This is a genomic window from Zhenhengia yiwuensis, from assembly GCF_014384995.1.
GTDB lineage: Bacteria > Bacillota > Clostridia > Lachnospirales > Cellulosilyticaceae > Zhenhengia > Zhenhengia yiwuensis.
On sequence record NZ_JACRSY010000023.1, the window covers coordinates 42,922 to 56,446 of the forward strand.

Annotated in this window: 11 protein-coding genes; 3 read left to right on the top strand and 8 right to left on the bottom strand. The window is 35.0% G+C overall.

Annotation, left to right across the window (positions count from 1 at the left end; translation table 11 throughout):
• Window positions 1-3 precede the first annotated feature (3 nt).
• Window positions 4-528 carry a hypothetical protein gene (locus H8718_RS13785; RefSeq protein WP_249333325.1) on the top strand — a complete coding sequence of 175 codons (525 nt, stop codon included), beginning with the start codon at window positions 4-6 and terminating at the stop codon, window positions 526-528.
• 151 nt (window positions 529-679) lie between these two features.
• Here H8718_RS13785 and H8718_RS13790 read toward each other — a convergent pair whose 3' ends face one another.
• The 6 genes from H8718_RS13790 to iorA form a co-directional block, all read right to left on the bottom strand.
• Window positions 680-1,492 carry a helix-turn-helix domain-containing protein gene (locus H8718_RS13790; protein ID WP_249333326.1) on the bottom strand — a complete coding sequence of 271 codons (813 nt, stop codon included), beginning with the start codon at window positions 1,490-1,492 and terminating at the stop codon, window positions 680-682.
• A gap of 150 nt (window positions 1,493-1,642) precedes the next feature.
• A complete protein-coding gene (locus H8718_RS13795) occupies window positions 1,643-1,957 on the bottom strand; it encodes a hypothetical protein (RefSeq protein ID WP_249333327.1) in 315 nt (104 codons plus the stop codon).
• Between the two features lie 155 nt (window positions 1,958-2,112).
• On the bottom strand, window positions 2,113-4,143 hold the full coding sequence (locus H8718_RS13800) for an elongation factor G (RefSeq protein WP_249333328.1): 2,031 nt from the start codon (window positions 4,141-4,143) through the stop codon (window positions 2,113-2,115).
• Window positions 4,144-4,349: 206 nt separating this feature from the next.
• Window positions 4,350-5,585, bottom strand: coding sequence for a serine hydroxymethyltransferase (locus H8718_RS13805; RefSeq protein WP_249333329.1), 1,236 nt, complete (start codon window positions 5,583-5,585; stop codon window positions 4,350-4,352).
• A gap of 27 nt (window positions 5,586-5,612) precedes the next feature.
• The gene (locus H8718_RS13810; RefSeq protein WP_249333330.1) at window positions 5,613-6,194 is read right to left on the bottom strand and encodes an indolepyruvate oxidoreductase subunit beta; all 582 of its coding nucleotides are present in this window, start codon (window positions 6,192-6,194) and stop codon (window positions 5,613-5,615) included.
• A 1-nt stretch (window position 6,195) separates the two neighbouring features.
• The gene (gene iorA / locus H8718_RS13815) at window positions 6,196-7,923 is read right to left on the bottom strand and encodes an indolepyruvate ferredoxin oxidoreductase subunit alpha (protein WP_249333331.1); all 1,728 of its coding nucleotides are present in this window, start codon (window positions 7,921-7,923) and stop codon (window positions 6,196-6,198) included.
• Between the two features lie 167 nt (window positions 7,924-8,090).
• On the opposite strand from iorA, the gene H8718_RS13820 reads away from it, so the two are divergent.
• Both H8718_RS13820 and H8718_RS13825 read left to right on the top strand, forming a co-directional pair.
• Window positions 8,091-8,873, top strand: a complete 783-nt coding sequence (locus tag H8718_RS13820; protein WP_177668510.1) for a threonine/serine exporter family protein — start codon at window positions 8,091-8,093, stop codon at window positions 8,871-8,873.
• Complete coding sequence (locus H8718_RS13825) at window positions 8,873-9,313, top strand: threonine/serine exporter family protein (RefSeq protein WP_177668512.1); 441 nt, start codon at window positions 8,873-8,875, stop codon at window positions 9,311-9,313. The genes H8718_RS13820 and H8718_RS13825 overlap by 1 nt, the downstream gene beginning before the upstream one ends.
• Before the next feature lie 43 nt (window positions 9,314-9,356).
• Here H8718_RS13825 and H8718_RS13830 read toward each other — a convergent pair whose 3' ends face one another.
• Both H8718_RS13830 and H8718_RS13835 read right to left on the bottom strand, forming a co-directional pair.
• Complete coding sequence (locus H8718_RS13830; RefSeq protein WP_249333332.1) at window positions 9,357-10,226, bottom strand: hypothetical protein; 870 nt, start codon at window positions 10,224-10,226, stop codon at window positions 9,357-9,359.
• 113 nt (window positions 10,227-10,339) lie between these two features.
• Window positions 10,340-12,049: a hypothetical protein gene (locus H8718_RS13835; protein ID WP_249333333.1), complete on the bottom strand. Its 1,710-nt coding sequence runs from the start codon at window positions 12,047-12,049 to the stop codon at window positions 10,340-10,342.
• Window positions 12,050-13,525: the final 1,476 nt, after the last annotated feature.

A 13,525-nucleotide genomic window follows, 5' to 3' on the forward strand; every position in this document is an offset into this window, starting at 1 on the left:
AATATGAACTGTTCAAAATGTAATGCTCCCCTTCAGGGACATGAGGCTTTCTGTCCTAACTGCGGTGTGTTTATCAGTATAGAAGAACCTATGAAACCAGAGGCGCCAACTACCGAACGTCCAGTAGAATCTTCTAATTCTGCTGATTATGTATCTTATCCCAATACACACTCAAATACCTTCCACCCCCAAACTGCTTATACGACAAGCTCCGTGCCTCCTGAAATCAAGAAGTGGAACTGGGGTGCCTTTACTTTTAGTCTATTTTGGGGGATTGGGAATTATAACTACTTGCCGCTTCTTTGTCTTATTCCATTCTTCAATTTTATCTGGGTGTTTGTGTGTGGCGCAAAAGGTAATGAATGGGCTTGGAAAAGTGGAAAGTTTAATAATGTAGAAGACTTTTTAGCTGTGCAAGAAACCTGGAACCGCGCAGGTTTTGTTTCTTTCATCATTACGCTTATTGCATGTGGCGTATCTATTTTACTCTTCTTCTTATCTTTTCTAACATCTGCATTTTTCTCATAAATTCTCATAAGTAAACTCACATGTATTTTCACGATTGAAGTCTCATGTGAGTTTCTTTTTTATTAATAGTTATAGGAACTTTTATACTTTACATAATCATTTAAGAAGACTAAAAAACAAGTGGGCTAAATTTAAACCCACTTATGTTGACTTAATTATTAAGTTTTGCCTCAATATCTTTTAGTACATCCTTATTGTTTTGATAAAAAGTATTCTTAAAAAATTCAGCAGTAAAATCATCCTTAAAAGCATCTATCACCTTTTTAGCAATAATTAATTGAACTTTTGACTTTTCCTTTTCTCCTTTTTCAGTGTAGTAATCTGAAAGTCTCATCAGCATTTCTATAAGCACATCTGCAGCTAAGTTTTTTTGCCTATGAGCTGGTTCGTACATATCTTCCCCATCAAGTAACAGAGCAGCAACTTCTAATTTAGTAAAATAAATTTCAGGAATCTTGTTTATTGCTGCCTTAGCAAGGCTGTATTCTCCTATAGATTTATATGCTTCTGCCATAATACGGCATGCATCATATTTAATATCATCATGTTTTGTACATTCAATTAGTGCCTTACACGTATCTATAATCTCCAAGCTTCTTTCAGGTATAGGTAGAACACCAATTATGCAGTTAAGTAGTACATCATTTCCGGGATATTTCTTCAATCCTTCACGTAATATTTTTTCACACATTGCAGGGTCGCAGTAGTAATATTCCCCTGATTTTGTAACAATATCATCAATGTTTTTCTCAATTTCATAGAGATTAAAATCAAAAAGTTCATCTGTTGATACCTCAAAAAACGAAGCTATTGCAGGTATTAAGGTCACATCAGGCATAGCTGTATCATTCTCCCATTTAGATACTGCTTGAAATGAAACACCAAGATATCTGGCAAGTATTTCTTGAGAAATATTTTTCTGCTTACGTAAAGATTTAATTTTTTCGCCTAGTTTAATATTCATAGGTATTACTCCTAAACATAAAGTAATCAGCACTGATCCTAATTAAATTATATCAGTTATTTTTAATATACGAATAACTCATTCGTTGAGAACTTTTCAACTATAGGTAGAAGTATTAAAAAAAGTCAGTATCCACTGACTTTTTTAGGATTAATGACATCCAAATCCTCTATTACTTCTATTAGTATTTTCCATACGTTCTAAGCAGTAATCAATCATGTCCTTAGCCTGTTCTTGTGTAAGATTCCCTGCTGCCACTTGTTGTTCCATCATCTTCTTCATTACATCATAAGCTTCATCATTGGCTGCGATTTGTGTGTTTTTATTTTGTTCATATACTCCTGTTATCTCCTCAACGCCTAACCTATTGACTTGAGTATTGAGGCTAACTTCTTGTGCAAAAACCGAGAAGCTCCCCACTACAAGAATACCTGCCATCACTATCCCTAAATATTTTACTTTCATTTTATTCCTCCTAATATCTATTAGATTTATTACGCTATAGTACACATGATATATAATAAATATCTAATAATAATGGAATAATTACGGAATAATGATGTGTTTTTAAAGAATAACTAAAATTAAAAAGGAGCCGCTACATTAGCGGCTCCTTTGCACTAAGCAAGCTCTTTTCTTGCATCAATCACTTTTTGTTGAACGTCACTTGGTGCTTCTTCATAACGTTCAAAGTAGTATTCTACAGTCCCTCTGCCTTGTGTCATAGAACGAAGATCCGTCGCATAACGATAAATCTCAGACATTGGCACTTCAGCAATAATAAGTTGTTTCCTCTGCTGTAATTCCATGCCAATAAGGCGACCACGGCGTTTTTTCATATCGCCCATAATATCACCTGTATATTCATCTGGTACACTAATTTCAACATGAGCAATAGGCTCTAAAATAGTTGGTTTTGCTTTAACCACACCTTCTTTAAAGGCAATAGTTGTTGCCATCTTAAAGGCCATTTCAGAAGAATCTACTGGGTGGTAAGAACCATCTAATAAGACAGCTTTAAGCCCTACTACAGGATAGCCTGCAAGTACACCTCTATGAATACATTCTTCAAGTCCTTTTTCAACTGCTGGGAAGTATTGTTTAGGTACGGATCCACCAAATATTTTCTCTTCAAATACATATGGCATATCAAGATCACCTGATGGTTCAAATTCCATTACCACATCACCATACTGACCATGTCCTCCAGATTGTTTCTTGTGTTTACCACGTACTTGCATCTTACCTTTAATGGTTTCACGGTAACGTGTTGTAGGTGGAGCAAGACGCACACCTACTTTAAATTTATCTTGAAGCATATTGACAACAACATCTAATTGCTGCTCACCAATGCCATAAATAACGGTTTCATGTGTTTCTTTATCATACTCTGTATAGAAAGTCTTATCTTCAGCCATAAGTTTTGTAAGAGCAAGAGACATCTTTTCCTCATCGCCCTTGCCAAGTGGGAAGATAGCCATTTGTACATAAGGTTTATCAAAATCAATAGGTTCATATTCAATATTCGCATCTTTGTCTCTAAGTGTATCACAGGTATTCGTATTGCGCAGCTTAGATACCGCGCCAATATCTCCTGCATACAGCTTTTCTACTTCCATCTGCTCCTTACCTTGTAGCACATAGATATGAGATAATTTTTCAACCTCTCCTGTACGTACGTTAAGAAGCGAATCATCTCGGTTTACCTCACCACTTCTTACTTTAAATAAGGAGAATTTTCCAATGAATGGATCTACCATTGTCTTAAATATGAAAAGACCTGTTTTATTTTCCATATCACATGGCTCTACTGCTTCATCAGGTGATGGGAAGCATCTAATAATATTATCCATCAGGGTACGGATGCCTGCTCTATCTACTGAATTGCCACAAAGTACAGGGACAATATCTCCTGCTGCTACACCTACTTTAAGCGCTTTTTCAATTTCTTCTACTGTAATTTCTTCTTCTGCAAAGTACTTTTCCATGAGGTCTTCATCTGTTTCTGCAACAGCTTCTAGAATCATAGTTCTTACATGTTCAAGTTTTTCTTCATAGCCTTCGGGGATATCGCATTCAATAACTTTATCGCCTTCAAATCTTCTGGCTACCATTTTAACTGCATGGATATATCCTATATATTTTTCGCCGTCATACCAAGGCACCTGCATGGGGGCAATACTCGAACCAAACTTAGCCTTACAATCATCTAATATAGCTTCAATATCTACATTAGGGGCATCCATTTCTGTGATATAAAGCATACGAGGCAATTTTGCCTCTTCGCAGATTTCCCATGCCTTTTCAGTTCCAACCTCGATTCCGCTTGATGCTTTCATAACAATAATAGCTGCATCACAGGCACTTACAGCTTCTTTTACATTTCCTACAAAATCAAAGTATCCTGGGGTATCTAGCACATTAATCTTATGATTTTTCCATTCTACAGGAATAAGAGATGTACGAATTGAAATTTTTCTTTTAATCTCCTCTTGATCAAAGTCACTTGATGTATTACCGTTTTCGACTCTTCCGAATCTTGACTTGCCTCCTGCTGTATAAAGCATAGCTTCTGTGAGTGTAGTCTTACCGCATCCTCCGTGTCCTAATAGCGCAATGTTACGAATCTTCTTTGTTTCATACACATTCATAGACATACCTCCTATAGAATTCGATTAAGTTTGGTGCTTACCTTCTATTTTCTACGAATCTTATAAAAATTCCTCTATAATTCCAAAATTTTTATGAAATATAGATGACGCTTTGTCCTTTTATTTATATGAATGGTATAGGAAAAAAATACCTGATGATAGTACACTATCATCAGGTATAAGTTCATTCTATAAAATGGCAGTTTTTAGTATAATGGATATTTCTCTAAAAGTGTTGCTACACGCTCTTTACACTGCACCTTATTCTCTTCAAAATTTGAAAGTGCTAAAGACATAATCTCTGCAATCTCAGTCATATCTTCTTCTTTCATACCTCTAGTCGTTACAGCAGGTGTACCCAGTCTAATACCACTTGTTACAAATGGACTTTCTGGGTCAAAAGGAATAGTATTTTTATTGCAAGTAATACCAATTTCATCTAGAAGATGCTCCGCATCTTTTCCTGTAATCTGTTTATTACGAAGGTCTACATTCATAAGATGATTATCTGTACCACCAGAAACAATAGTGAAGCCTCTATCTATAAGTGCATTACATAATGCTTTAGCATTCTCTATGACTTGTTTCTGATAAGTATTAAATTCCTCCGTAAGAGCTTCTTTAAAGCATACAGCCTTTCCTGCAATAACATGCATAAGCGGTCCCCCCTGAATACCTGGGAAGATAGCTTTATCAATAGCCTTTGCATGCTCCTCTTTACAAAGAATCATACCACCTCTAGGGCCTCTAAGTGTCTTATGTGTAGTCGTTGTAACAAAGTCTGCATAAGGTACTGGAGATGGGTGAAGCCCAGCAGCAATAAGTCCTGCAATATGAGCCATATCTACCATAAGGTACGCACCCACTTCATCTGCAATTTCTTTAAACTTCTTAAAATCAATGGCACGTGCATAGGCACTCGCACCCGCAATAATCATTTTAGGCCTATGCTCTAATGCCTTACTACGTACACACTCATAGTCAATAAGCCCTGTTTCCTTATCTACTTCATAAGATACAATATTATAATGTTTACCTGAAATATTGACTGGGCTACCGTGTGTGAGATGTCCTCCATGACTTAAGTTCATTCCCATTACAGTATCTCCTGGCTTAAGGACTGCAAAAAACACAGCCTGGTTAGCTTGTGAACCAGAGTTTGGCTGTACATTGGCATGGTCTGCACCAAAAAGCTCTTTTGCACGCTCTCTTGCTAAGTCTTCAATCTTATCGACAACTTCACAGCCTCCATAGTAACGTTTACCTGGATACCCCTCTGCATATTTGTTTGTTAAGGTACTTCCCATAGCTGCCATAACAGCTTTGCTTACAAAGTTTTCTGAAGCAATAAGTTCTATCTTACTTTGCTGTCTTTTAGTCTCTTCTTCAATTAAATCCGCGATTTCTCTGTCTACTTTTCTTACTTCTTCTAATTCGTACACAAAATCACCTGCTTTCTCTTAATAGGATTATTTTTCTAGGTACGCTTTATATCCTCTTTTTAATGCTTCTTTATTCATTTGAATGGTATGTTTAGGTACAGTCACTTCTACAATATGTTCCCATTCCTCTAGCGTGTCGCCAACATAAGCTGCATAAGCACCAATCATAATCATATTTACAACTCGCACATTACCAATCTCTTTAGCAATAGAAAGAGCATCTATAAGACACGCTTTATCATTCACACTTTTTATCTGCGTTTCTACATCTTCAGGATACTCAGCCATACCCATTACAACTGGCATTGGATCAATACGTTGTGTATTAGCAATGATTACACCATCTTCTTTAAGATAGTGTATGTATCGTAGAGCTTCTAACTTTTCAAAAGCAAAGATGATGTCAGCTTCACCTGGTTCTACTAATGGAGAATGGACTTTATCTCCATATTTAACCTGCATAAGCACACTTCCACCACGTTGTGCCATACCATGTACTTCTGACATTTTTACATCTTGCCCTTTCATCATAGCATAATTGCCTATGATTCTTCCAGTAAGAAGTGTTCCTTGTCCGCCTACTCCTACAATAAGTATATTTTTAGTCATCCTAATTCTCCCCCTTTGAAATAGCATCTTTTGGACAGATAGCTGCACATAAGCCACATCCGGCACAAAGTGCATCATTAATTTCAGTCACTACTTTACCTTTAGCTAAAGCTGGACAACCTAACTTACTACAGATGCCACAGTTAATACATTTATCTTCATCTATTCTATAAGCATCCCATTTTTCTTTAATCAATAATTTACACGGTGCCTTTGTAATGATGACAGAAGGTGCTTCTTTTGCTGTTTCTTCTTTTAGTGCTGCTTCTACCGCCTTCATATCATAGGCATTTACTGTACGCACATTTGAAATTCCTACTGCTTTAACAAGCTCTTCAAGATTAAGTGCTGCAGTAATCTCCCCTTTAAGGGTCTTCCCTGTAGCTGGGTGATTTTGATGTCCTGTCATACCTGTTGTAGAATTATCAGCAATAATCACTGTTGAAATGCCTTGATTATAAACCACATTAATAAGACCTGTAATACCTGAATGAATGAATGTAGAATCCCCTATAATAGCTACTGTCTTTTTCATAGCTTCCTTGCCACGTGCTTTTTCAAAACCATGACTCATACCAATACTTGCTCCCATACAGATACATGTGTCCATAGCAGCATGTGGCAGAGATGAACCTAATGTATAACATCCAATATCCCCCGTCACTGTAAGATTTAATTTCTTAAGAACAGTATAAACACCTCTATGTGGACAACCTGGGCATAATACTGGTGGACGTATTGGTAGCTCTTTAGCTCCTTTTACTTCATCTACCTCATAACCTAATACTTCTCTAATCTTTCTGACTGTAATTTCACCTTGTCTTCCGAAAAAGCTCTTTCCTACAGCATCAATACCCATACTTCTTACCTGCTCCTCAATAGCAGGTTCAAGTTCTTCTACTATATAAACTTTTTCTACCTTCTTAGCAAAATCTTTAATAAGGTCTTCTGGTAGCGGATTCACCATATCTAATTTAAGAATATTAGCACGAACACCACTTTCTTTAACATATTGATAGCAAATACCACTTGTAATAATCCCTATTTTACTATCTGTAAGCTCTTCCTTATAAAGGCCAAGCTCTTTTATATCTTTTGCAAGTTTTTGCATGCGTTCTTCTACAACCACATGACGTCCTTTAGCATTCCCTGGTGTCATAACATACTTTTTGATATTTTTTACATAAGATTTAAGCTTAAATGCCTCTGGTTCACAGACTTCTACAATCCCCTGAGAATGTGAAACTCGTGTTGTAAGCCTTACAATAACAGGTGTATCATAAGTCTCACTGATACACATAGCTTTTTTAACAAACTCTTTGCATTCCATGCTGTCTGCTGGCTCTAAAACAGGAACCTGAGCTGCACGTGCAAGAATTCTAGTATCTTGCTCATTTTGTGAGCTATGCATACCTGGGTCATCTGCTACAAATATAGTAAGCCCTGCGTTCACACCTGTATAGGCCACTGTAAAAAGTGGATCAGCTGCCACATTAAGACCTACATGCTTCATCGATACAACTGAACGGGCACCACCTATAGCACTTCCTATAGCAACTTCCATAGCCACTTTCTCATTAGGTGACCACTCTGCATAAATCCCATCATATTTCGCAATACATTCTGTAATCTCAGTACTTGGTGTCCCTGGGTAAGCAGAAGCTACTGTAGCACCTGCTTCATAAACTCCTCTTGCAATAGCTTCATTGCCAAGCATTAATTTTTTCATATTATCCCCCTAGTCTTATTGTTTAAATATACACAATAATTTTATATTAACACTACTTTTCTGTATATTACAAGCATTTAGAATGAATAATTCTACAATCCCTTTACACTTTCCTTCTAAACGTTGTATACTTATGTTGAATATTTTTTGACCAAGCGAGGCGTATTATGGATTGTATAAAGGACTATGAAGCTGTTCTAGCTTTTGCTGTAAACCTTGGTGAAATCATGCTAAAAAGTGGGGCTGAAACTTACCGTGTAGAAGATACTATATGCCGTATTTTATCCCATCACAATTTCGATAAAGTCGATACATTTGTTACACCAACCGTCGTTATGGCAACAATAAAAAACAAAGAAATTCCTAATTCTACTACGCTTACACGTATTAAGAATCGTAGTACTAGAATGGATAAAATTGAATTGATTAATCAGCTTTCTCGTAATTATGTAGAAGAGAAACTCTCTTTAGAAGAAGCTGTAGCAACCTTAAAAGAGATAGACCATACACCTGCTTATTCTAAGAGAACCATAGCTTTGGCAACAGCTTTTAGCTCTGCCTTTTTTTCTCTTATGTTTAACGGTGGACCCTTTGAATTTATCTTTGCATTTTTCATTGGTTTTGGTGCCTGTATGGTTCAATCTCATCTAAAATCAAAGGAAATTGTTAATTATCTTGTACTTTTTATGGTATCACTTTTTATAGGGAGTATTATGGTTCTGCTTAGCTTATGTGTCGATCCTATACTGGATCTAGAAGCCATCGTCATTGGTAGTATTATGCCTCTTGTTCCTGGGCTTGCTTTTACTAATGGTATTCGTGATACTATCGGAGATGAACTACTCTCTGGCATGTCACGTCTTGCAGAAGCTGTGTTTATTGCCGTAGCCATTGCTGCAGGCGTTGGTATTCCTATGAGTGTGGGGCTTTATTTAGGAGGTGCTTTATAATGGCTTATCTTTTTATTCATACCATTAGTGCTTTCTTTGCTACTATTTTCTTTTCTGTTCTTTTTAATGTGCAGAAAAAACACCTTATAGCTTGCGGTATTATGGGGGCTTGTGGATGGGCGATTTACATTATAGGAACGATGCAGAACTATTCACCTGTATTATCCACCTTTTTAGGTGCTTATCTTGTTGCTCAAGGCTCTTATTTTCTAGCTAAATATAAAAAAGCACCTGTTACTGTATTTCTTATTCCTGGAATTATTCCACTGGTTCCTGGAATTGGCTTATACCGTACTATGTATGCTCTGCTCTTCTCTCAGTACACAAAAGCTTTAGAATATGCCTTACTCACTTTTCAGCTTTCAGGTGTTATTGCAGGCGCTATCATTATGGCTGCACTTTTACCACTTTTATTTAGATCACGTAGACAAAAAATTTAAATACTCTAAAAGGGGCTGCCTAGGCAGCCCCTTTTATTTTTATCTAGCATTTTTTATTACAGTTACAAGCATTTTGGAAACATTTTGGTCTTTCAGCTACATCAAGTGGTTGAATACAAGGCTCGAGAAGATCGCCTTCACAGAATATCTTACAACTGCTTTCTTCAGTGTTGCTAGCTGCTAAGAATTTTGGTGGTACTACAAGACCTTCATGTTGGAACTTATATTGTACGAAGTAAATAGCTTTGAAGTAAAGTGTAATACCAACTGCCATACATTCATCATCTTTTGCAATAACTTTTGCAAGTGCTTGAGCAGAAATACCTTGACGTAAACTATTGTTTGCTTCAAATTCATGGAAGTCATGGCATACTTCTGGGCAATCACAGTTTTGACAATGCTGTCCTTCTACTAGGCCGATAAAATTAATTGTTGGAACAAGTTTGTTACAGCCTGCTGGATTCTCTGGTGCATAAGAAATACCATATGGTGTATATAAATCAAATGCAATATTACTTGGATTCGTTTCTTCTGAAAAACCTGGGCAGTTTTCGCTAGGAAGGTATCTTAAAGTTAGCATACCTTCTTTACATACTCTACAGGTACTATCCATGATGCTTACTGATAAAGTTACATCGATGTCTCTTAAAACAACTCTTGATAAGTTAGGTGTGTTCTTGCTTGGTCTAATTTCTGAAAATCTACAGGTTTCTGGACATATAAAATTAAAGTCGATGTCAACAACGTGCAATTGAATCGTATTTGCATTTTCAAGATCACATTTTGTCAGGCCATCAAAAAGAATATCGGTTGTACGATTTGATGGGCGTTCACATACGTCTAATAAATCATCTATTGCGAAGACACGGCAAAGATTAATGCCTGCTTCATCAAATACAACAGGTGCCATCATTGTTAAGCATTTAGGTTCTCCAAAATGTCAAATAGGGCACCGATAAGTCCCTTACTTACTTTAGTAGGGGATTTTCTATTTCCCATTAGTTAACTTTAACCTATATAAAATACTTATTTTTCACAATATAGTTTATTATACTCCCTCTGAAATCTATTCCATGATTGACCAACAGTTATAGGTGTTGGTAAGTTCCTTTTCTCCAACTCCATAAACTCTTCTCTAAGGTTGTCTATATTCATGTCACACTTTTCCATACACTTCACTATAGCTTTTAGTATTCCTGGTGCAACCAATCCTGTTGAGATTTCAAAACACCTAGATAAAGGGTATATTTTATCACGATTACTACATCCATTTACATCTAAATAGGTAATATAAAGATATTGTTGCAATGCAGCTTTATAATTATTTTCATCTTCAAGAAATTGCCCCATCTGTTGATGTACATTTCTATGCAAGCCTAATTTTTTATTATGAAACTCCTCTAATGACTTGGTGTTCATAAGATTCCAAACTACATCTCTATAAGAAAATTTACTTCCCAATTTTTCTTTTACTTTCTCATAATCATTTTTTGTAATCCCTAAGCTATGTAGATTAATACTTAATCTTTTAAAGTAAAAAAATGTCTCTCTATACTTTTTCAAGGCTTCCTTTTCATGCTGATTCAATAGCATAGATTTATCTGCTTCAATATAACTCTTCACTACATAAATAGGCTCTTTACAGCATGGACATTTCCCCCTTTGCTTAGGTACTTTTTCTAATTGTGTATCGCAGTTCGGACATGTCATATTTTCATAATATCCAAATCGATTAATTAATTCATTCTCATAAGTCTCTGCTTCTCCTCCGTCATTTACTATATTTTCTGATGCAATCAATTCATATCTATCTCTTTCTTTAGATTTTAAAATATATTTCTCGATTTTTTCTATATATCTATCAGATTTATCAGGATATACATCTTTAGTATTTTTGATTTTATAAACCAAGTCTAGGGCATTCGTGTATTGCTTCGCCTTAATATATAAATCAGGTAGCCTAAATGTCCAACGAGAACCATTAAACTTTAATCCTCCATTAGCCCATATACCCTCCCAAAATTCAATCAAGGTATCTAAGTTCTTATCATATTCATACTTTGCCTCAGCTTCTTTAATTAAGCTAAGCTGTACATCTTGTTCTTCCAGTTTTTTATGCATAGTTGGATTAATCTCTTTTAAATCTACCATAAATTCTTCGTTATTAGTATTGTTGGCTTTAATAAGTTCAGTATTACGTTTATTGATAACTTCCATATAGTTACTCTTATCCCCAGCACCTAACATAAGATTTAAATCCCATACAGTAAAATTGGTATATGTACTATGACGATGCATATAAGGAACATACTCATTCTCTTCTAGTTCTATTTTTCCAAAATCAGTAAGTACATATTTTTGGGTAGAGTCATTCAAAGTAATAAACCCACGTTCTTCGAGCGATTTAAATACTGAACCTACATCTCGAATTCCGTACTTAAACCACCAATATCCTGGATAACCTCTTTTAGGGTTAGGGTATTTATGGCAAAAGTGAAGCATTAGAATTTCAGGTACATATAAACCATTTCTTGAAGGAATAGACGTCTCTTTTCTTCTTTCAAATGGAATAACTTCTTTTACTAGCATAGTCCCTTCAAAGATCTTTGTTTTATAATATGAATCTGGTTGATAATATTTCTTTTCAGACTCTGGGATAGTTGTAGATGGAGCTATTCCAGCTAACTTTTTCTTGATTGTATCTACATTTTCTTTTAATAAATCAAATAAACTCATTACTCAAACTCCTTAACTATATTTATGAGAATTATACTAAATATTTATACTTTAATTCAACTTTTATCATATATAATGTACCTTTATGTATGATTAAGCCCGATTTTGCTATCTTTATATATATACTTTATAAAAAATAAATATATATATACTCAAAACAACTCTAAAAATGCATCTATCCATTGACTATCAAGGTTTATAGTGTACCATACCCCATACACCAATCATACACTGATTTTTGAGTAAAACATACTGATAATTCTGTACTTATCATAAATATAACCATAGTACCTACAGATTGATTTGATATACGTTTTCGGCAAAAGTGGCGAAAAAAAGTGTGGGCATCTCCCACACCTTTGCTTATAATGACCCCATTGTGATTACCAACTATAACCCTAGTTAAACCTTAATTCAACATATTGCAATACTAATTCTTAAGCGATATTATTTATTTGACATGTAAGTTCTATCTAGATATAATTATTTTGTTGGTTTTTTCTAAAATGCATGGTAAAAAAAGGCAGTATGTTACTCTCATAGCATGCTGCTTTTTATTGCTAAACGAATAGCTTGCATTCATTTTTTCACTATGCTATATTATTTATGCAAGTTGTTTGTAACTGAGTGACAGGTCTAAAAAAGTGGTATGTTCCCATAACGACATACTGCTTTTTTGTTGCTCTAAACTCTACATTATGCTATATTATTTATAGATATTCTTTTTTGAAAATAAATCTCACTAAATTAAAAGGTAGCCTACGGGCTACTTTTTTTTACTGCTTAAAATACATTTACTTTACACATGTCATAGTATTATAATTTATATCGTTGTAATACAACCAGTTCTACACGTCCCCATGTAGAATAACTTAGGAGTAGATTAGTCTGCTCCTATTTTTGTGTAAAGAAAAAAGATACTCATTTAATCCCCTTTAAATGTAGTATCTTTTTCCTGTATTTATTCCCCTAAATAACCCCTTACATTAAATATTATATCACTTTATCAGATGCATTTCTATGAATCGTTGTGAATTAACTATAATATTTTATAATATAACATCAAATATTGACTCTTTTTGTATTTAAATGTTATTATATATCCATAAATATTACTTGTTCGTTACGGTAATATTTATGGATACACCATGTAACTCCCCTAAAATTACAAGGTCCCTAACACTAAAAGAAGTAGCTTCTCCGGTCTACTTCTTTTTTTATACAAAAATAAAGGCTAGAACCGATGTCCTAGCCCAGAAGATATTTTTATTGGCTTGTTAGTAAGCGGTTAATAACTGAGTATATTTCCATACTTCCTTATTAATGAGATAATTACTCCAAGACATTCATTGTTTTGGAGTCTTTTACTCTAACTCTATTTGAAATAAGGAGGTACTCTTATTGAGAAAGACCAGTCAAGAAAAAATAAATCTTTGGACATCACGTATTATGGAGTGTCGTAAAAGTGGTCTTCCT

Bases quoted from the DNA above. Each gene is read 5' to 3' on its own strand.
- H8718_RS13820 (WP_177668510.1), top strand. From the start codon at position 8,091: ATGGATTGTATAAAGGACTATGAAGCTGTTCTAGCTTTTGCTGTAAAC.
- H8718_RS13835 (WP_249333333.1), bottom strand. From the start codon at position 12,049: ATGAGTTTATTTGATTTATTAAAAGAAAATGTAGATACAATCAAGAAA.
- H8718_RS13795 (WP_249333327.1), bottom strand. From the start codon at position 1,957: ATGAAAGTAAAATATTTAGGGATAGTGATGGCAGGTATTCTTGTAGTG.
- H8718_RS13830 (WP_249333332.1), bottom strand. From the start codon at position 10,226: ATGATGGCACCTGTTGTATTTGATGAAGCAGGCATTAATCTTTGCCGT.
- H8718_RS13790 (WP_249333326.1), bottom strand. From the start codon at position 1,492: ATGAATATTAAACTAGGCGAAAAAATTAAATCTTTACGTAAGCAGAAA.
- H8718_RS13785 (WP_249333325.1), top strand. From the start codon at position 4: ATGAACTGTTCAAAATGTAATGCTCCCCTTCAGGGACATGAGGCTTTC.
- H8718_RS13800 (WP_249333328.1), bottom strand. From the start codon at position 4,143: ATGAATGTGTATGAAACAAAGAAGATTCGTAACATTGCGCTATTAGGA.
- H8718_RS13810 (WP_249333330.1), bottom strand. From the start codon at position 6,194: ATGACTAAAAATATACTTATTGTAGGAGTAGGCGGACAAGGAACACTT.
- H8718_RS13825 (WP_177668512.1), top strand. From the start codon at position 8,873: ATGGCTTATCTTTTTATTCATACCATTAGTGCTTTCTTTGCTACTATT.
- iorA (WP_249333331.1), bottom strand. From the start codon at position 7,923: ATGAAAAAATTAATGCTTGGCAATGAAGCTATTGCAAGAGGAGTTTAT.